11 protein-coding genes and 1 pseudogene are annotated in these 18,235 nt (G+C 74.0%); 1 reads left to right on the forward strand and 11 read right to left on the reverse strand.

Going from position 1 to position 18,235, the window contains the following annotated elements; genetic code table 11:
- Nucleotides 1-102: pseudogene (locus ACFVFS_RS27535) on the forward strand (ATP-binding protein); the annotation flags it as partial.
- Nucleotides 103-214: 112 nt separating this feature from the next.
- Here ACFVFS_RS27535 and cimA read toward each other — a convergent pair.
- The 11 genes from cimA to ACFVFS_RS27590 all read right to left on the reverse strand — a co-directional run bounded on the left by cimA (nucleotide 215) and on the right by ACFVFS_RS27590 (nucleotide 17,974).
- Entirely contained in the window at nucleotides 215-1,825 is a 1,611-nt protein-coding gene (cimA, locus tag ACFVFS_RS27540) for a citramalate synthase (RefSeq protein ID WP_380627394.1), read from the reverse strand.
- Between the two features lie 344 nt (nucleotides 1,826-2,169).
- The gene (locus ACFVFS_RS27545; RefSeq protein WP_380627395.1) at nucleotides 2,170-3,282 is read right to left on the reverse strand and encodes a branched-chain amino acid aminotransferase; all 1,113 of its coding nucleotides are present in this window, start codon (nucleotides 3,280-3,282) and stop codon (nucleotides 2,170-2,172) included.
- A 222-nt stretch (nucleotides 3,283-3,504) separates the two neighbouring features.
- Nucleotides 3,505-4,542 (reverse strand): 3-isopropylmalate dehydrogenase, encoded by a 1,038-nt coding sequence (locus ACFVFS_RS27550; RefSeq protein WP_380627396.1) that lies wholly within the window; start codon nucleotides 4,540-4,542, stop codon nucleotides 3,505-3,507.
- A gap of 75 nt (nucleotides 4,543-4,617) precedes the next feature.
- Nucleotides 4,618-5,184 (reverse strand): Uma2 family endonuclease, encoded by a 567-nt coding sequence (locus ACFVFS_RS27555; RefSeq protein WP_380627397.1) that lies wholly within the window; start codon nucleotides 5,182-5,184, stop codon nucleotides 4,618-4,620.
- A 115-nt stretch (nucleotides 5,185-5,299) separates the two neighbouring features.
- Nucleotides 5,300-8,683: a S8 family serine peptidase gene (locus tag ACFVFS_RS27560; RefSeq protein WP_380627398.1), complete on the reverse strand. Its 3,384-nt coding sequence runs from the start codon at nucleotides 8,681-8,683 to the stop codon at nucleotides 5,300-5,302.
- A 234-nt stretch (nucleotides 8,684-8,917) separates the two neighbouring features.
- Nucleotides 8,918-9,079, reverse strand: coding sequence for a hypothetical protein (locus ACFVFS_RS27565; RefSeq protein WP_380627399.1), 162 nt, complete (start codon nucleotides 9,077-9,079; stop codon nucleotides 8,918-8,920).
- A 312-nt stretch (nucleotides 9,080-9,391) separates the two neighbouring features.
- A complete protein-coding gene (gene serA / locus ACFVFS_RS27570) occupies nucleotides 9,392-10,975 on the reverse strand; it encodes a phosphoglycerate dehydrogenase (protein WP_380627400.1) in 1,584 nt (527 codons plus the stop codon).
- Between the two features lie 243 nt (nucleotides 10,976-11,218).
- The gene (ilvC, locus tag ACFVFS_RS27575) at nucleotides 11,219-12,217 is read right to left on the reverse strand and encodes a ketol-acid reductoisomerase (protein WP_350550163.1); all 999 of its coding nucleotides are present in this window, start codon (nucleotides 12,215-12,217) and stop codon (nucleotides 11,219-11,221) included.
- Between the two features lie 109 nt (nucleotides 12,218-12,326).
- Entirely contained in the window at nucleotides 12,327-12,851 is a 525-nt protein-coding gene (gene ilvN, locus ACFVFS_RS27580) for an acetolactate synthase small subunit (RefSeq protein ID WP_030302941.1), read from the reverse strand.
- 35 nt (nucleotides 12,852-12,886) lie between these two features.
- Nucleotides 12,887-14,740, reverse strand: coding sequence for an acetolactate synthase large subunit (locus ACFVFS_RS27585; protein ID WP_380627401.1), 1,854 nt, complete (start codon nucleotides 14,738-14,740; stop codon nucleotides 12,887-12,889).
- A gap of 309 nt (nucleotides 14,741-15,049) precedes the next feature.
- Nucleotides 15,050-17,974, reverse strand: a complete 2,925-nt coding sequence (locus tag ACFVFS_RS27590; RefSeq protein ID WP_380627432.1) for a putative bifunctional diguanylate cyclase/phosphodiesterase — start codon at nucleotides 17,972-17,974, stop codon at nucleotides 15,050-15,052.
- Nucleotides 17,975-18,235: the final 261 nt, after the last annotated feature.

The raw sequence follows: 18,235 nt of genomic DNA on the forward strand, positions 1-18,235 counted from the left end.
AGCGACACCCCCGTCATCACCCTCGACGCCCGCCGACGCGACAGCGCCAAGAGCGCCCTCATCACCCTCGTCGAACACGCCCTCCTCGCCCGGCTGCGGTGAACCGGGGGCACTGCCCGACGACGCACCGCCCGACGACGCACGGCCGCACGGCGCGGCCCGCGGACCCTCCGGTCCACGGGCCGCGCCGTTCTGCCCCGCCCCCCGCGGGGCGCTACGCGGCGTCCGGCTCCAGGCCGGCCCGCAGCAGGCCGTGGGTGTAGGCGTCCTCCAGCGCCAGCCAGGAGGCGGCCACCACGTTGTCGGCGACCCCGACCGTGGACCAGGAGGCGGTGCCGTCGGAGGTGTCGATCAGCACCCGGGTCTTGGAGCCGGTGCCGTGCTGGCCCTCCAGGATGCGGACCTTGTAGTCCACCAGCTCCAGCTTCGCCAGCTGCGGGTAGATCCGCTCCAGCGCGGTGCGCAGCGCCCGGTCCAGGGCGTCGACCGGGCCGTTGCCCTCGCCGGTGGCGATCATCCGCTCGCCCTTGGCCCAGACCTTGACGGTCGCCTCGTTGCCGGCGTTGCCGCCCGGGCCCTGCTCGCTGATCGTGCGCCAGGACTCCAGCGCGAAGAAGCGCTCGCGCCGGCCGCGCACCTCGTCGCGGAGCAGCAGCTCGAAGGAGGCGTCGGCGGACTCGTAGGTGTAGCCGAGGTTCTCCTGCTCCTTGACCTTGGCGACCACCCGGCCGGCGAGGTCCCGGTCGGTGGAGAGGTCGTAGCCGAGCTCCTTGCCCTTGAGCTCGACGGAGGCGCGGCCGGCCATGTCGGAGACCAGCATCCGCATGGTGTTGCCGACGGTCTCCGGGTCGATGTGCTGGTAGAGGTCCGGGTCGACCTTGATCGCCGAGGCGTGCAGGCCGGCCTTGTGGGCGAAGGCGGAGAAGCCGACGTAGGGCTGGTGGGTCGAGGGGGTGAGGTTGACCAGCTCGGCGATCGCGTGCGAGATCCGGGTCATCTCGGCGAGGCTGCCGGGCGGCAGCACCCGGCGGTCGTACTTGAGCTCCAGCGCGCCGACCACCGGGAAGAGGTTGGCGTTGCCGACCCGCTCGCCGTAGCCGTTGGCGGTGCACTGGACGTGGGTGGCACCGGCGTCGACCGCGGCCAGGGTGTTGGCGACGGCGCAGCCGGTGTCGTCCTGGGCGTGGATGCCGAGCCGGGCGCCGGTCCGCTCAAGGACGTCGGCGACGATCTCGCGCACGCCGGAGGGCAGCATCCCGCCGTTGGTGTCGCAGAGCACCACCACCTCGGCGCCGGCCTCGTGGGCGGCGCGGACCACGGCGAGCGCGTACTCCCGGTTGGCCCGGTAGCCGTCGAAGAAGTGCTCGCAGTCGATGAAGACCCGGCGGCCCTGGGCGCGCAGGTACGCGACGCTGTCGCGGACCATCTCCAGGTTCTCCTCCAGGGTGGTGCGCAGCGCCAGTTCGACGTGCCGGTCGTGGGACTTGGCGACCAGCGTGATCACGGGCGCGCCGGAGTTCACCAGCGCGGCGAGCTGCGGGTCGTCGGCGGCGCGGCCGCCGGCCCGGCGGGTGGCGCCGAAGGCGACCAGCCGGGCGTGCCGGAGGTCCAGCTCCTCGGCGGCGCGGGCGAAGAACTCGGTGTCCCGGGGGTTCGCACCGGGCCAGCCGCCCTCGATGAAGCCGACGCCGAACTCGTCCAGGTACCGGGCGATGGCCAGCTTGTCGGCCACCGTGAGGTTGATGCCCTCGCGCTGGGCGCCGTCGCGCAGGGTGGTGTCGAAGACGTGGAACGCTTCGTCGGGGAGGTTGCTCGCCTGGGTCATGACCCTGGGTTCTCCGTTCCGGGAGGTCGGTTACTGCTCTGCCGGTTCTGATCCGGCTCCACTGTCCAGCATCCCGCGCGCGCCCGGTGTCCCTCGGCCCCTTGTGGGGGCTCCGGCCGGTCCGGGGGAAACAAAAAGACCTCTCGCGGGTGCGAGAGGTCTGCGCGCGGGTCTGGACGCTGGTGGTCGCCCCGCATCGGGTGGTGCGGTGGCGGTCACTGCGGACCGGCGCGCCTGCTGCTAATAATCAGCGACAGCGAGGACACGCTCGCAGTCTAGGCACATCGTCCGGTGCGCGGCCCGCCCGTCTCGCGATCCGGGACGGGCGGGCCACGGCGTCGGCGTCAGACGATCTTGTGCAGCCAGCCGTGGGTGTCGGGGGCCTGGCCGCCCTGGATGGCGAGCAGCGCGCGGCGCAGCTCCATGGTGACCGGGCCGGGCTCGCCGGCGCCGACGGTCCAGTCGCCGCCGTTGGACTTCACCGAGCCGACCGGGGTGATCACGGCGGCGGTGCCGCAGGCGAAGACCTCGGTGAGGGTGCCGTCGGCGTTGCCCTGCTTCCACTCCTCGGTGGAGATCCGGCGCTCCTCGACGGCGTAGCCGAGGTCGGCGGCGAGCTGCAGCAGCGAGTCGCGGGTGATGCCGGGCAGCAGCGCGCCGGACAGCTCGGGGGTGACGATCCGGGCGTCCTTGCCCTCGCCGAAGACGAAGTAGAGGTTCATGCCGCCCATCTCCTCGATCCACCGGTGCTCGGCGGCGTCGAGCCAGACCACCTGGTCGCAGCCCTTGGCGGCGGCCTCGGCCTGGGCGACCAGGGAGGCGGCGTAGTTGCCGGCGCACTTGGCGGCGCCGGTGCCGCCGGGGGCGGCGCGGACGTAGTCCTCGGAGAGCCAGACCGAGACCGGCTTCACGCCGCCGGAGAAGTAGGCGCCGGCCGGCGAGGCGATGATCATGAAGAGGTAGGAGTTGGCCGGGCGGACGCCCAGGCCGACCTCGGTGGCGAACATGAACGGGCGCAGGTAGAGGCTCTGCTCCGGCTCGTTCGGGACCCAGGCCTGCTCCTGCTGGACGAGCAGCTCGACCGCCTCGACGAAGGTCTCGGTCGGCAGCTCCGGCATCGCCAGCCGGCGGGCCGAGGCCCGCAGGCGGGCCGCGTTGGCCTCCGGGCGGAAGGTCGCGATCGAGCCGTCGGCCTGGCGGTAGGCCTTGAGGCCCTCGAAGATCGCCTGGCCGTAGTGGAGGGTCATGTTGGCCGGGTCCATCTCGATCGGCGCGTAGGGCGCCAGCTGGGCGTCGTGCCAGCCCCGGCCCTCGGTCCAGCGGATGGTGACCATGTGGTCGGTGAAGACGCGACCGAAGCCGGGGTTGGCCAGCCGGGCCTCCCGCTCCGCGTCGGACAGCGGGTGGGCGGAGGGCTTGAGGTCGAACGTGATGGGCGCCTGGGTGGGCGTGCTCATGGCTGTATGTCCTTCACCGTGGGGTTGGTCCGGGCCGCCTCCGCCGGTGAACGCTCCCGGTGCACCACACCGGAAACGGACGCACGACGACACGGCCCACTGTCGATACTCGCATCCAGAGGGCCGTGCCGAACAGCCGCGGTCTCCTTCGAGATCCGCAAGCTGCCGTTATGGGGTCCGGCCCTGCGGGGGCCGGAACACCGTCTGTCGGGTTCCGGCCTCCTAGGCGGATACTCGGGCGGCGAGCGCGTCGCCGACCTGGGCGGTGGTGCGGGTCCCGGTGCGCCCGGTGAGGTCCGCGGCGACCGCGTCCTCGATCCGGGCGGCCTCGGCCGGGTACCCGAGGTGGTCGAGCAGCATGGCGACCGACAGCACGGTGGCGGTCGGGTCGGCCTTGCCCTGGCCGGCGATGTCCGGCGCCGAGCCGTGCACGGGCTCGAACATCGACGGGAAGGCGCCGCTCGGGTTGATGTTGCCGCTGGCGGCCAGGCCGATCCCGCCGGTGACGGCGGCGGCCAGGTCGGTCAGGATGTCGCCGAACAGGTTGTCGGTCACGATGACGTCGAACCGCTCGGGCTGGGTGACGAAGAAGATGGTCGCCGCGTCAACGTGCAGGTAGTCGGTGGTGACCTCGGGGAACTCCCGGCCGACCTGCTCGAAGATCCGGGTCCACAGGTGGCCGGCGTGCACCAGCACGTTGTTCTTGTGCACCAGGGTCAGCTTCTTGCGCGGGCGCGCCTGGGCCCGGCGGTAGGCGTCGCGCACCACGCGCTCGATGCCGAAGGCGGTGTTGAGGCTGACCTCGGTGGCCACCTCGTGCTCGGTTCCGGTGCGCAGGCTGCCGCCGTTGCCGACGTACGGGCCCTCGGTGCCCTCGCGGACGACCACGAAGTCGATCTCCGGGTCACCGGCCAGCGGGCCCGCCACCCCGGGGAAGAGCCGGCCCGGGCGGAGGTTGATGTGGTGGTCGAAGGCGAACCGCAGCTTGAGCAGCAGCCCCCGCTCCAGCACGCCGGACGGCACGCTCGGGTCGCCGATGGCGCCGAGCAGGATCGCGTCGTGGGACTTGAGCTCCGCCAGGACACTGTCCGGGAGCGTCTCACCGGTGCGGTGGTAGCGCCGGGCCCCGAGGTCGAACTCGGTGGTCTCCAGCTTCACATCGGCGGGAAGCACCGCCCCCAGGACCTTCAGGCCTTCGGCCACCACTTCCTGGCCGATACCGTCACCGGGGACGACTGCGAGACGAATCGTGCGAGACATGCTCGGAGGCTACTCCGGTGTCCCACAGCCTGACATCCGGCGTCCACCATCCGGACAGTGGGCCCCCGGGCCGCCTCAGGTGAGATCGATGTCGACCGGGAAGGGGCGGTCGAGCTTCAGCTGCTTGTGGTGGATGCCGGTCAGCCCGTAGAGGCGGGTCGCCGGGTCCAGCTCGTAGGTGTGGACGATGGCGTGCCCCTCTTCGTCGCTCTCCACGCGCCAGAAGTGCGCGATGCCGGCGGCGGCGTACTTGCGTGGCTTGACCTCTCGATCGCGCTCCCGGGACTCCGTGGACACGATCTCGACGGCGAGCAGGACGTCCTGCGCTTCGCAGTAGGTTCCCTCAGGACCGGTGTCCGCGTTCTCGTTCACGACGGTGAGATCCGGCTCGGGCCGATTCCGCAGGTTCAGCCGGATCGTCATCTCCCGCCACACCTGCCACCCGTCCGGTACGGCCGCCTCCAGGGCTCGTTCCAACCTGCGGAGTGTGCGCATGTGGAAGAGGGTCTGCGGGCTCACGAAGATCAGGCTCCCGTCGAGCAGCTCGGTGTGCGGCGGGAGATCCGGCAGCCGGTCGAGGTCCTCGGCGGTGTAGCCACCGACCGGGGGCCGAAGCCAGTCGGGGTACGGCGCGACGCTCATGGTTCCTCCCATACGGGCATCCTCGTGGCCTTTCTCAGGCTACTCGGCCCGATCCCCCCGGGACTTCATCCTTTCGAGGGGCGTGCACAGATCCGTGCACGCCCCTCGGCAGCTCCTAGGGCAGGGTCAGGACCTGGCTGCGGTGGGCCTCCGGGTTGAGGTGGTGGAGGAGGAGGATCCGGGACCGGTCGCCGGAGGTGCGGCGGATGTCGAGGACGGTGGCGGGGCGGACGGGGGCGGCGATCGCGGTGGCGCCGCCGGGGACGGTGCGGATGTCGACGGCGGGCTGCAGGACGTCGACGGCGAGGGTCGGCCGGGCGCCCTCCAGGCCGATCGCGGAGAAGGCCTCGGCCGGGTCCGGGGTGCCGGAGCCGGTGAGGCCGGACCACAGGGCGTAGTGGACGGTGCCGTGGCCGGCGCCGATGCCCGGCAGGGCGGCCAGGCGGACCGGCAGGACCACCGCGTCGGAGTCCAGCAGGGCGGTGTCGGTGTCGCCCCAGCGGGCGTTCAGCGGCTGGACGTCCAGCTCGGTACCGGTCCGGGCGTCCAGCGAGCGGGCCACCAGGACGTCGCTGCCGCGCAGCCGGTCGGCCTTGACGATCACGTCGGTGACGCCGTCCCCGTCGGTGTCCAGCGAGGCCCGGACGGCGAACAGCCCGACCGGGGTGGCGGCCGGCGCCCAGACCTGGGCGCCGAGGTAGAGCCGGCCCTCGGCGAGCGGGTCCCCGGCGACGGCGGGCGCGTCGGTGGCGGCGCCGACCGCGCGCAGGTTGGCGGCCCGGTCGCCCGCGTGCTCGACGCAGAGGTCCGCGAGGTGCTCGGCCTCGCCGGTGCTCCCCTCCGGGACGTAGCCCGCGCCGGGACCGACCGCCGCCCCGCTGTCCGGCGGGCAGTCCGGCCAGCGGTCGCCCTCCCCGCCGAGGGCGAAGGCGCTGAGCAGGCCGGGTCCGCCGCCGGGCGTGCCGGTGCCGGTGAGGGCGGCCAGCGCGCCGCCGCGGGCGGTGCGGACCGGGGTGGTGGCGGCCAGGTCGGAGGCCGCCCGCGGGGCGGCGAACAGCGGCACCCGCAGCCCGGGGGCGGCCGGGTCGTCCGGGGTGAGCAGCAGCCGGCCGGAGAGCTCGCCGCGGTAGCTGCGGGCCCGGCCGCCCTGGAGGGCGGCGGTCGTCGGGTCGGGGGCCCGGTCCAGCGCCCCGGGCACGCTGAGGGTGACCCGCACCCGCGCGGCGCCGCCGGGCGGGACCTCGACCCGGGCGGGCGCGAGCTCGAAGCGGGCGCCGGGCACCTCGGTGGCGGCCGCGTAGCCGGTGCGGTACGCGACCGGGGCGGCGGAGAGGTTGCGCACCTCGACCTCGCGGACGAGGTCCAGCGGCCCGGTGACGGCCACCGGGCCGAAGGAGACGCCGACGGCGCCCTCGACCGCCCCCTCCCCCGCCGCGTAGGCGACGGCCGGGGTGCGCACCGCTCGGTCCACGGCGGCCCGGCCGGCGCCGGTGCGCTCGGGCCCGTAGACCGGGCCGGTGCCGCCGTCGCCGAGCCAGGTGTCCCCGGCGGTGTTCATCAGCGCGGCCTTGACCTGCTCGACCGTCCAGTCCGGGTGGACGGCGCGGACCAGCGCGGCCAGCCCGGCGACGTGCGGGGTGGCCATCGAGGTGCCGTCCTCGCGCTGGCCGCCGGTGCCGCTGCCGACCAGGGCGGACCAGACGGTCTCGCCGGGGGCGGCGAGGTCCGGTTTGACGACGCCGGGTACGCCGATGCCGCGCGAGGTGAAGTCGGTGAGGGTGTCGAGCCGCTGCGGCTGGTCCTGGGCGACGGCGCCGTGCAGCGGGTCGCCGGGCGCCGCGAGGCGGACCCGGACCGGCCCGGCGGCGGCGCCCGCGCGCAGCCGTTCGCCGTCGGCGCGGCCGAGCAGCGCGAGCGGCACCCGGTCGTTGCCCGCGATCTCGGCGAGGTGGTCGTCGTCGGCGGCCAGGACGGCGCCGATCGCGCCCGCGTCGGCGACGTGGTCGGCGCGCGGGCCGGAGCCGCAGGCGCGCTCGGACTCCCGGGTGCTCCAGGCGAGCACCGCGATCCGCCCGGCGAGCCGCTGCCGGTCCGCCTCGGAGAAGGCCGCGCAGCCGTCCGGCTGGTCGGCGGGCAGGACGAGCTCGCCGGTGACGTCGGCGGTGGACCAGTCCCGGTAGCGGGCGCTCCAGTGGGCCGGGACGACGCCGGCGAGCGGCGCCGGTTCGAGCACGGTGATCCCGTCGGCGTCGCCGTGCGGATCGACGGAGGCCGCGACGGCGACGGCCCGGGCGGCGGTGCCGGGGCTGCCGCCGATGCCGTACACGTCGCCCTCGTTGCCCGCGGCGGCGACCACCACGGTGCCGAGCGCGGCGAGCCGGTCGACGGCGAGGGCGTCGGCGTCGTCGGTGGAGCCGAAGCGGCTGCCGAGCGAGAGGTTGAGGACGTCGAGGCGGTCGCCCGGGTCGCCGTCGCCGTCCGGGTCGGCGGCCAGGTCGAGGGCCTGGCCGAGCTGGTCGGTGGAACCGTCGCAGCCGAAGACCCGGATCGCGTACAGCTGGGCGCCGGGCGCGGCGCCGGGGCCGACCTTGAAGCCGGCCGGGTCCAGGCCGGGCCGGTAGGGGCCCCGGTAGGGCTGCCCGTCGGCGGTGACGCCCAGGCCGGCGGCGGTGCCGGCGACATGGGTGCCGTGGCCGTTGCGGTCGCAGTCGATCGGGTTGTCGTCGGGGTGCGGGTCGGGCTGGTAGTGCGGGGCGCCCGGATCGGGCTGGTAGTCGTCGCCGACCAGGTCGCGGCCGCCGACCACCTTGGCGCTGGGGAAGAGCCCGGCGGGCGCGGGCAGGGCGCCGTCGACGGACCGGAACGCCTCCTCGGTGCCCGGACCGCCGAAGTCGGCGTGGGTGTAGTCGATGCCGCTGTCGGCGACGCCGATCCGCACCCCCTGCCCGGTGCTGCCGGCCGCCCCGTCCTGGGACGGGCCGCCCGCCCAGACCGCGGGCGCGCCGGTGACCGGCACCGAGTGGGCGTTGTCGCGCCGCTTGCGGACGATCGGGTGCACGGCCGCGACCCCGGGCAGGGTGCGCAGCGCGGGCAGCCGGCCGGCCGGCGCGCTCACCGCGAGGCCGGTGACCAGGGTGCGGGTGCGGTAGATCTCCCGGGCGCCGGGGACCGCGCCGTGGACGGTCTCGGCCAGCCGGTCCAGCGCGGCGGAGGCGCGGGACCGCTGGGCGGCGCCGGCCCGGGCGGCCTCCCGGCGGGCGGTCTCCGGGGAGCGCCGCTGCCGTCGGGCCTCGTCGCCGGCCCGCCGCCAGACGGGGGCGACGGGCTCGGTGGCGAGTTCCAGCAGGACGGGGACGGGCCGGTCGGCGACCCCGGCGGGCGGGGCCGGCGGCGGGCTGCCGGCGGCCGGGGCGGCGCCGGTGAGCAGGGCCGGTCCGGCCAGCAGGGCCAGCGCGAGGCCGATCCGGGCGAGCGGTCGGCGGACGGTCGGACGACGCATGGGGTCCTCTCCCCCGGCCGGGGGTACCGATCCGCACGCCGTGTGCCGCTGACGCCCGCCCGTGCGGCCGTCGATCGCCCTCCCGGGGGCCCCAAATTAGGAATATCGCGCCGGTCGAGGCGAGCAACCTCCCCCGAACGGTGGCAAGTTGCACCCCTTGGGGTGACATCCCGTCGGCCCGTTCGGCTCATTCGGCGGATGAACGCCACCGGGCCCGGGGCGACCGGAGCGGCGTCAGTGGTGGCCGGTCGCGCCGCCGTTGTCGCGGCGGTCCAGCGCGCGCTGGAGCGCGGCGGCGGCGAAGGGGTTCGGCTCGGCGGCCCGGCGGCGCCGCGGGACACGGGTCTGCGGGGCGGCGGGGGCGGAAGCGGCGTGGCGGTCGGCGGTCGGGGGCATACCGGGGCTCCTTGGTTCGATACGCGCCGTCGGGACGGACGCGGCGGAGGGGAGGAGAGGGGTACACCGGGCGGGGATCACCTGCCCATCGGGCGTACTCAGGCGCACGGGCCGCACTCCCTGGCTACAGGGGCGGCGCACCGTACGGCTTCCACCACCGTACGACTCCGGCCCGGCGGTGTCTGCACGAATACTTGGATTTCCTACTATCTGAGACGGCCGTCACCCGGAGATACGCACCAGGGCCCGGACCGCCGTGCGTACGGCGGTCCGGGCCCTGGTGGGAGGGTGCCGCGGGGTGCGGCGCGGGGCTCAGGCGCCCAGGTCGACCGAGCGCGCGAAGCGGGCGCCGATCTCGGCGGCGATGGCCGACAGCACCTCCTGCGGGATCTCGCTGTCCACGGTGAGGGAGGCCAGCGCGCCGCTGCCGTCGCGGGCGACCTGCATGCCGGCGATGTTGATGCCGGCGTCGCCGAGGTGGCGGCCGAGGACGCCGACCACGCCCGGGCGGTCCTCGTACTTGAAGAAGGCCATGTGGTCGGTGAGCGCCACGTCCACGTCGAAGGCGTCCACGCCGACGATCTTCTGGACCTGCTTGGGGCCGGCCAGCGTGCCGGAGATGGCGATCTCCTCGCCGTTCGCGAGGGTGCCGCGCACGGTGATGACGTTGCGGTGCTCGGGGCTCTCGCTGGAGGTGGTCAGCCGCACCTCGACGCCGCGCTCCTGGGCGAACAGCGGGGCGTTGACGTAGGACACGGTCTCCGCCACGACGTCCTCGAACACGCCCTTGAGGGCCGACAGTTCGAGCACCTTGACATCGTGCTGGGTGATCTCGCCGCGCACCTCGACGTCGAGCCGGACGGCCACCTCGCCGGCCAGCGCGGTGAAGATCCGGCCGAGCTTCTCGGCCAGCGGCAGGCCCGGGCGGACGTCCTCGGCGATCACGCCGCCCTGGACGTTGACCGCGTCCGGCACCAGCTCGCCGGCCAGCGCCAGGCGCACCGACCTGGCGACGGCGATGCCGGCCTTCTCCTGGGCCTCGTCGGTCGAGGCGCCCAGGTGCGGGGTGGCCACCACGGTGTCGAGGGCGAACAGCGGCGAGTCGGTGCACGGCTCCTTGGCGTACACGTCCAGGCCGGCGCCGGCCACCCGGCCGTCGAGCAGGGCGCTGAGCAGCGCCTCCTCGTCGACGATGCCGCCGCGGGCGGCGTTGACGATCCGCACGGTCGGCTTGACCTTGTGCAGCGCCTCGTCGCCGATCAGGCCGATGGTCTCCGGGGTCTTCGGGAGGTGGACGGTGATGAAGTCCGAGACCTCCAGCAGCTCCTCCAGCGAGACCAGCTTGACGCCCATCTGGGCGGCGCGGGCGGCCTGGATGTAGGGGTCGTACGCGACGATCTTCATGCCGAAGGCGGACATCCGCTGGGCGACCAGGACGCCGATCCGGCCGAGGCCGACGACGCCGAGGACCTTCTCGCTCAGCTCCACGCCGGTGTACTTGTTGCGCTTCCACTCGCCGCCCTTGAGCGCGGCGTTGGCCGGCGCGATGTTGCGGGCGACGGAGATCAGCAGGCCGCAGGCGAGCTCGGCGGCGGTGACGATGTTGGAGGTCGGCGCGTTCACGACCATGACGCCGGCCTTGGTGGCGGCGGAGACGTCCACGTTGTCGAGGCCGACGCCGGCCCGGGCGACGACCTTGAGCTTGCGGGCGGCGGCCAGCGCCTCGGCGTCGACCTTGGTGGCGGAGCGGATCAGGACGGCGTCGACGTCCGCGATCGCGGTCAGCAGCTCGGTGCGGTCCGCGCCGTTGCAGTGGCGGATCTCGAAGTCGGGGCCAAGGGCGTCGACCGTGGCGGGCGAGAGCTCTTCGGCGATCAGAACTACGGATTTGCTCACGACAGTGTTGTCCTTAACTGTCCGGTTCCCCCGGGCACGAAGGTGGCGTGGAGGGCGGGGGAAGGTGGCATGCCGCGTAGGTAGACGCACGACGCTGTGGGCCTGACGCGCACTCGGAAGTGTATCGACGGGCTGGGTACCGGGCTGCTCCCGTCCGGCGAAATCACCCGGACGGGAGCAGCCTAGTTGTACAAGGGCGTTACAAAATCGAGAGGGTCCGATTCAGCGAGCGCCCCGGACGGCTCAGGCCTCTTCCTTGACCCAGCTCATCAGCTTGCGGAGCTTCTTGCCGGTGGTCTCCAGCAGGTGGTCCTCGTCGGCCTTCTTGTACTCGTTGTACTTGGGCAGACCGGCCTTGTACTCGGCGATCCAGGTGTTGGCGAAGGTGCCGTCCTGGATCTCGGCGAGGACCTTCTTCATCTCGGCCTTGGTGGCGTCGGTGATGATCCGCGGGCCGGTGACGTAGTCGCCCCACTCGGCGGTCTCGGAGACCGACCAGCGCATCTTCTCCAGGCCGCCCTCGTACATCAGGTCGACGATGAGCTTCAGCTCGTGCAGGCACTCGAAGTAGGCGATCTCCGGCTGGTAGCCGGCCTCGACCAGGGTCTCGAAACCGGCCTTGACCAGGGCGGCGGTGCCACCGCAGAGGACGGCCTGCTCACCGAACAGGTCGGTCTCGGTCTCCTCGGTGAAGGTGGTCTTGATGACGCCGGCCTTGGTGGCGCCCAGGCCCTTGGCGTAGGACAGCGCCAGGTCGAAGGCCTTGCCGGAGGCGTCCTGCTCGACGGCGACGATCGCCGGGACGCCGCGGCCCTCCTCGTACTGGCGGCGGACCAGGTGGCCCGGGCCCTTCGGGGCGACCATGCAGACGTCGACGTCGGCCGGCGGCTTGATGAAGCCGAAGCGGATGTTCAGGCCGTGGCCGAAGAACAGGGCGTCGCCGGCCTTCAGGTGCGGGGCGATGTCCGCCTCGTAGACGTCGGCCTGGATCGGGTCCGGGACCAGGATCATGATGACGTCGGCCTCGGCCGCGGCCTCGGCGGGGGTGACCACGCGCAGGCCGGCCTCCTCGGCCTTCTGGCGGGACTTGGACTCCGGCTTCAGGCCGACGCGGACGTCCGCGCCCGAGTCGCGCAGGGACAGCGCGTGGGCGTGGCCCTGGCTGCCGTAGCCGATGACCGCGACCTTGCGGCCCTGGATGATGGACAGGTCGGCGTCGTCTTCGTAGAACAGCTCGGCCACGGGGGCACATCTCCTTGCGAGTGGTTTGCACGGGTCCGGGTCGGTTCCTACCGTATGCGGACCCGGTGAAGGGGTGGGGCGGTACTCGGGGTGTAGCAGGGCGGCGCGGTCAGGCGCTGCGGTCGAGGGCGCGCAGCGAGCGGTCCGTGATCGAACGGGCGCCGCGCCCGATGGCGACCAGGCCGGACTGGACCAACTCCTTGATGCCGTAAGGCTCCAGCATCCGGAGCATGGCTTCCAGCTTGTCCGAGCTTCCGGTGGCCTCGATGGTCACCGCGTCCGGGGACACGTCGACCGTCTTGGCGCGGAACAGCTGGACGATCTCGACGATCTGCGACCGGGTCTCGTTGTCGGCGCGGACCTTCACCAGGACCAGTTCCCGCTGGATCGCAGCGGACTGGTCGAGTTCGACGATCTTTATCACGTTGACGAGCTTGTTGAGCTGCTTGGTGACCTGTTCCAGCGGGAGGTCCTCGACGTTGACCACGATGGTCATCCGGGACACGTCCGGATGCTCGGTGGGGCCGACGGCGAGGGAGTCGATGTTGAAGCCCCGACGGGAGAACAGCGCGGCGATCCGGGCGAGCACGCCGGGCTTGTTCTCGACCAGGACGGACAGGGTGTGCTTGGACATGGGTCGTGGGTTCCCTTGGTCGTTCCGGAGGGGGCTCAGTCGAGGTCGTCGCCGAAGTCGGGGCGCACCCCGCGGGCGAACTGGATCTCGTCGTTGCTGGTGCCGGCCGCGACCATCGGCCAGACCATGGCGTCCTGGTGGACGATGAAGTCGATGACCACCGGGCGGTCGTTGATCTCCATCGCCCGCCCGATCACCGCGTCGAGGTCCTCGGGGCGCTCGCAGCGCAGGCCGACGCAGCCCATCGCCTCGGCGAGCAGGACGAAGTCGGGGATCCGGGTGCCCTGGGCGGGCGGCTCGATGCCGTCGTGGCCGGGGCCGGAGTGCAGCACGGTGTTGGAGTAGCGCTGGTTGTAGAACAGCGTCTGCCACTGGCGGACCATGCCCAGCGAGCCGTTGTTGATGACCGCGACCTTGATCGGGATGCCGTTCAGGGCGCAGGTGACCAGCTCCTGGTTGGTCATCTGGAAGCAGCCGTCGCCGTCGATCGCCCAGACCGCCGTCTCCGGGCGGCCCGCCTTGGCGCCCATCGCGGCCGGCACGGCGTAGCCCATGGTCCCGGCGCCGCCGGAGTTGAGCCAGGTGCCCGGCTTCTCGAACCGGATGAACTGCGAGCTCCACATCTGGTGCTGGCCGACGCCCGCCGCGTAGATGGCGTCCGGGCCGACCAGGCTGCCGATCCGCTCGATGACCTGCTGCGGGGAGAGCTCGCCGCCCGCCGCGGGCTCGTAGCCCAGCGGGTAGGTGCGCTTCCACTCGTCGAGCCGCTCCCACCAGTCGCCGTAGTCGCCCTTGTGGCCGGCGTCGAACTCGGCCTGGACGGCGACGATGAGGTCGGCCAGCACCTCGCGGGCGTCGCCGACGATCGGCACGTCGGCCGGGCGGTTCTTGCCGATCTCGGCCGGGTCGATGTCGGCGTGGACGACCTTGGCGTACGGCGCGAAGCTGTCCAGCTTGCCGGTGACCCGGTCGTCGAAGCGGGCGCCGAGGGTGAAGAGCAGGTCCGCCTTCTGCAGCGCGGTGACGGCCGGGACGGAGCCGTGCATGCCGGGCATGCCCAGGTGCTGCGGGTGGCTGTCCGGGAACGCGCCGAGCGCCATCAGGGTGGTGACGACCGGGGCGCCGGTCAGCTCGGCGAGGATCCGCAGCTCGGCGGTGGCGCCGGCCTTGATGACGCCGCCGCCGACGTACAGGACCGGGCGCTTGGCGGTCACCAGCATCTTCGCGGCCTCGCGGATCTGCTTGGCGTGCGGCTTGGTGACCGGGCGGTAGCCGGGCAGCGAGGTCTCGACCGGCCAGCGGAAGGTGGTGGTGGCCTGCAGGGCGTCCTTGGCGATGTCGACCAGGACCGGGCCGGGGCGGCCGGTGGCGGCGATGTGGAACGCCTCGGCGATCACCCGGGGGATCTCGGCCGGGTCGGTGACCAGGTAGTTGTGCTTGGTGATCGGCATGGTGATGCCGCAGATGTCCGCCTCCTGGAAGGCGTCCGTGCCGATCGCCTGCGAGGAGACCTGGCCGGTGATCGCGACGATCGGCACCGAGTCCATGTAGGCGTCGGCGATCGGGGTGACCAGGTTGGTGGCGCCCGGGCCCGAGGTCGCCATGCAGACGCCGACCCGGCCGGTGGCCTGCGCGTACCCGGTGGCGGCGTGGCCGGCGCCCTGCTCGTGGCGGACGAGGATGTGGCGCACCTTGGTGGAGTCCATCAGCGGGTCGTACGCGGGAAGGATGGCCCCGCCGGGGATGCCGAAGACGGTGTCCGCGCCGACGGCCTCCAGCGAGCGGATGAGCGACTGGGCGCCGGTCATGGTCTCGACGACGTGCTGCGGAGCGGGAGCGTGGGCGGCCGGGGTGTCCCCGCGGCGGGGGGCTGCGGCGTGCTCAGTCATCTGCCTGTCTCTTCTCGGTTCTGGCCGGCCCGGTGGTTGCGGGCCCCGGGGGTCGAGGGAGGGGGTCCCGCTTGCGGGCCGATCGCCGGCTCTGCCCCAATCGTCCCTTTCGAGGGGCCACGGGGCCAGGGGTCTTGCTGTGGTGGAACGGCGTCGGTGCAACAAAAAACCCCTCGTGCCCAAGGGCATGCGAGGGGTGGCGCGTCGGTCTGTCACGAGCGGGGCATGGCCCGCTCAGCCGACGCGCCCGCCAAGTACGAGAATTCGGGTGCGCATGGCAATGACCTTCCTCCCGTCAAGGCCCGGCTGTCAAGCAGGTGGGACGGCAGTCTCGCCATGCGGACCCGCTCCCGGACCGGGCACGGACTGGTGTTCGGGCAGGTCGGAGGGGCTGCGGTGGGCCGCGGCGCGCCCCGGGCCGCCCTCGGCGCGGCCGCCCGTCCGCGGATCCGCGGCCAGGTACGCCCGCCGGGCCGGCGGCGCCCCGGGCGGGCGCGGCACCGGGTAGGAGCGGCGGGCCAGCGCGCGCCGCAGCCGGGTCTCGTCCAGCGGTGCGGCGAAGGCCGAGCCCTGCACCTGGCGGCAGCCCAACTCCTGCAGCACGCCCACCTGGCGGGGCAGGTCGACGCCCTCGGCGCCGGTCACCAGGCCGAGGTCCCGGCCGAGCCGCAGGGCGTGCCCGGCGAGCGTGCGGGCGAGCGCGGAGTCACCCAGGTCGTGCACCAGCGAGCGGTCCAGTTTGAGGCCGTCGAGGGGCAGCCGGGCGAGCGCGCCGAGCGAGCCGCCGCCGGCCCCGAAGCCGGCCAGCGCGGTGGAGACGCCGAGCCGGCGCAGCGCGGCGAGCCGGCGGCCGAGTTCGTCGGCCAGCTCGTCCGGGCCCGTCCGGGCCACCTCGACGATCAGCTGGCCGCCGGGCAGCCCGCTGTCGCGCAGCGCGGCGGCCACCGTCTCGTACAGGCCGGGGGCGCAGAGCCGTTCGACGGAGAGCCGGACCGAGACCGGGACCGGCGGCGGGACGGGGCGGCCGCGGGCGGGCAGGCCGCGGCGCAGCGCGGCGGCGGTGACCGCCTCGCGGACCAGCCAGCGGGAGAACCGGGCGGCGGCGTCGCCGTGTTCGGTGGAGCGCAGGAACTCGGCGGGGGTGAGCAGCAGCCCCTGCGCGGAGCGCCAGCGGGCCTGCGCCTCGACGGCGGTGACCGCGCCGCTCGCGAGGTCCACCACGGGCTGGTGGAGCAGGGCGAAGCCGCCCTCCCGGACGGCCGCCCGGAGCCGTTCGTCCAGCTCGGTGCGGCGCTCCAGGTCGGCGCGCATGGCCGGGGTGTAGAGCATCACCCGCCCCTTGCCCTCGGACTTGGCGCGGTACATCGCGAGGTCGGCGTTGCGCATCAGCTCGTCGGCGGCGGCGCGCGGGTCGGCGGCCGGGCCGCGCTCGGGGCTGCCGAAGGCGATGCCGATGCTGGCGGCGACGCTGAGTTCGGTGCCGCCGATCCAGTACGGCTCGGAGAGCGCGGTGCGCAGCCGCTCGGCGAGCTCCTGGACCTGGAGGCGGCCGAGCGGGCCGCAGACCAGGGCGGCGAACTCGTCGCCGCCGAAGCGGGCGACGGTGTCCCCGCAGCGGACGGCGCCCTGGAGCCGGCGGGCGGCCTGGACGAGCAGCTCGTCGCCGACCTGGTGGCCGGCGGTGTCGTTGACCGCCTTGAAGCCGTCCAGGTCGAGGAAGAGCACGGCGACCCCGGCACCGGCCTCGTCCTGCGGCCCGCGGGCGGCCAGCGCGGTGCGCAGCCGCTGGGTGAACAGCGCCCGGTTGGGCAGGTCGGTGAGCGGGTCGTGGAACGCGTTGTGCTGCAACTGGGCCTGGAGCATGACCCGTTCGGTGACGTCTCGGCTGTTCAGGATGAGGCCGTCGCGGTACCGGTCGACGGTCGACTCCACGTGCAGCCACTCACCGGCGCCGGAGCCGATCCGGCACTCCACCCGGGCCGCGGGCAGCGGTTCGCCGCCCGGGTCGCGGTGGGCGGCGAGCCGGCCGCGGGCCAGGAAGCGGCGGACCTCCAGCAGCACCCGGTCGACGTCCTCGGGGTGGATCAGGTCGAGGAGGTTGCCGCCGACCAGCTCCTCCGGGTCGCGCCCGTAGACCCCGAGCGCGGCCGGGGAGACGTAGGACAGCACCCCGTTGGCGCCGGCGATCATGATGACGTCGCTGGACCCCTGCACCAGGGAGCGGAAGTGCGCCTCCTTGTGGGCGAGTTCCTGCGCCAGCGACAGGTTGTCGAGCAGCATGATGCCCTGCCGCAGGATCAGCGCCAGGCCGACGGTGCAGGCGGCCGAGGCCACCACCCGGTCCAGCGAGCGCCCGCCGAGGGCGTTGTAGAGGATCCCGGCGGTGCAGACGGCGGCGGCCGCGTACGGAGTGAGCGCGCTGAAGGTGGTGGCGACCCGGCGGCGCGGCAGTCCGCCGAGCGCGGGGTGCTCGCGCAGCGGGCGGCGCCAGCGCGGGGACCACGGCGCCCAGGCGAGCAGCAGGCTGCCGGCGAACCAGCCGGCGTCCAGCAGCTCGCCGGAGTGGTAGCTGCTGCGCAGTTCGGGCGAGGTGAACAGGGCGTCGCAGAGCACGGTGACGGCGAGGCCGACCATGGCGGTGTGGACGGCGGCCCGGTTGCCGTCCCGGCCGCCGAAGCGCAGGCCGACGACCAGTGAGACCAGCAGGATGTCCAGCACCGGGTAGGCCAGGTTGAGGGCCAGCCGCAGCGGGGAGCCGGCCTCGCCGGCGGCGGTGCGGCCGAGCGCGAGGCTCCAGCTGAGGGTGAACAGCGAGCCGGCCACCAGCCAGCCGTCGAGCAGCAGGCAGAGCCAGCCGGCGGCGGTGCGCGGGCGCTGGGCGAGTACCAGGACGCCGGTGATGGCGAGCGGGGCGAACAGCAGGAAGGCGTACTCGGCGAGCGAGTTCGGCGGCAGCGGGGTGCGCTCGACCAGCTCGTACCAGCCCCAGGTGCCGTTGCCGAAGGCGACCATGAGCGAGGAGAGGCCGAACAGCAGCCAGGCCGGGCGGGCGTGGCCGCCGACCGTGCAGCCGTACGCGAGGCAGGAGAGCGCGGCGGCGAGGGCGGCCGCGGCGAGGCCGAAGTCGCCCATGAAGACGGCGATCTGGCGCGAGCCCCAGCCGAGCGCCGCGCCGAGGGCGTAGGCGAGGCAGAGCACGCCGAGGACGGCTCCGGGCAGTCCGCGGCTGCGCAGCGCCCGGCGGAGCGGCCCGGGTCTGCCGCCCCCGGGCGCCGGCGGGGAGGGCGCGCGGAGGGCGTGCCGGGACGCGCCTCGCGGGGACCGGCCCGGCGGGGACGGGACCACGGCGGGCGGGCCGGTCACGGGCGGCGGGCCGTCCCCGAACAGGTCGGCGTCCGGCGCCGCCGGCCGTCCGGCTCCGGGCAGCACCGCGTCGGTGGAGCTCACTCGGCCTCTCCCCCTCCGGCCCGGGGCCTCGCGCCCCGGTCGCGGACC

The sequence above is a fragment of the Kitasatospora sp. NPDC057692 genome (assembly GCF_042799475.1).
In the GTDB taxonomy this organism is placed as follows: domain Bacteria; phylum Actinomycetota; class Actinomycetes; order Streptomycetales; family Streptomycetaceae; genus Kitasatospora.

What these genes read in the sequence shown, in the direction of transcription:
- cimA (WP_380627394.1), bottom strand. Translation starts at nt 1,825, where the DNA reads ATGACCCAGGCGAGCAACCTCCCCGACGAAGCGTTCCACGTCTTCGAC.
- ACFVFS_RS27555 (WP_380627397.1), bottom strand. Translation starts at nt 5,184, where the DNA reads ATGAGCGTCGCGCCGTACCCCGACTGGCTTCGGCCCCCGGTCGGTGGC.
- ACFVFS_RS27550 (WP_380627396.1), bottom strand. Translation starts at nt 4,542, where the DNA reads ATGTCTCGCACGATTCGTCTCGCAGTCGTCCCCGGTGACGGTATCGGC.
- ilvN (WP_030302941.1), bottom strand. Translation starts at nt 12,851, where the DNA reads ATGTCCAAGCACACCCTGTCCGTCCTGGTCGAGAACAAGCCCGGCGTG.
- ACFVFS_RS27585 (WP_380627401.1), bottom strand. Translation starts at nt 14,740, where the DNA reads ATGACTGAGCACGCCGCAGCCCCCCGCCGCGGGGACACCCCGGCCGCC.
- ACFVFS_RS27545 (WP_380627395.1), bottom strand. Translation starts at nt 3,282, where the DNA reads ATGAGCACGCCCACCCAGGCGCCCATCACGTTCGACCTCAAGCCCTCC.
- ACFVFS_RS27560 (WP_380627398.1), bottom strand. Translation starts at nt 8,683, where the DNA reads ATGCGTCGTCCGACCGTCCGCCGACCGCTCGCCCGGATCGGCCTCGCG.
- ACFVFS_RS27565 (WP_380627399.1), bottom strand. Translation starts at nt 9,079, where the DNA reads ATGCCCCCGACCGCCGACCGCCACGCCGCTTCCGCCCCCGCCGCCCCG.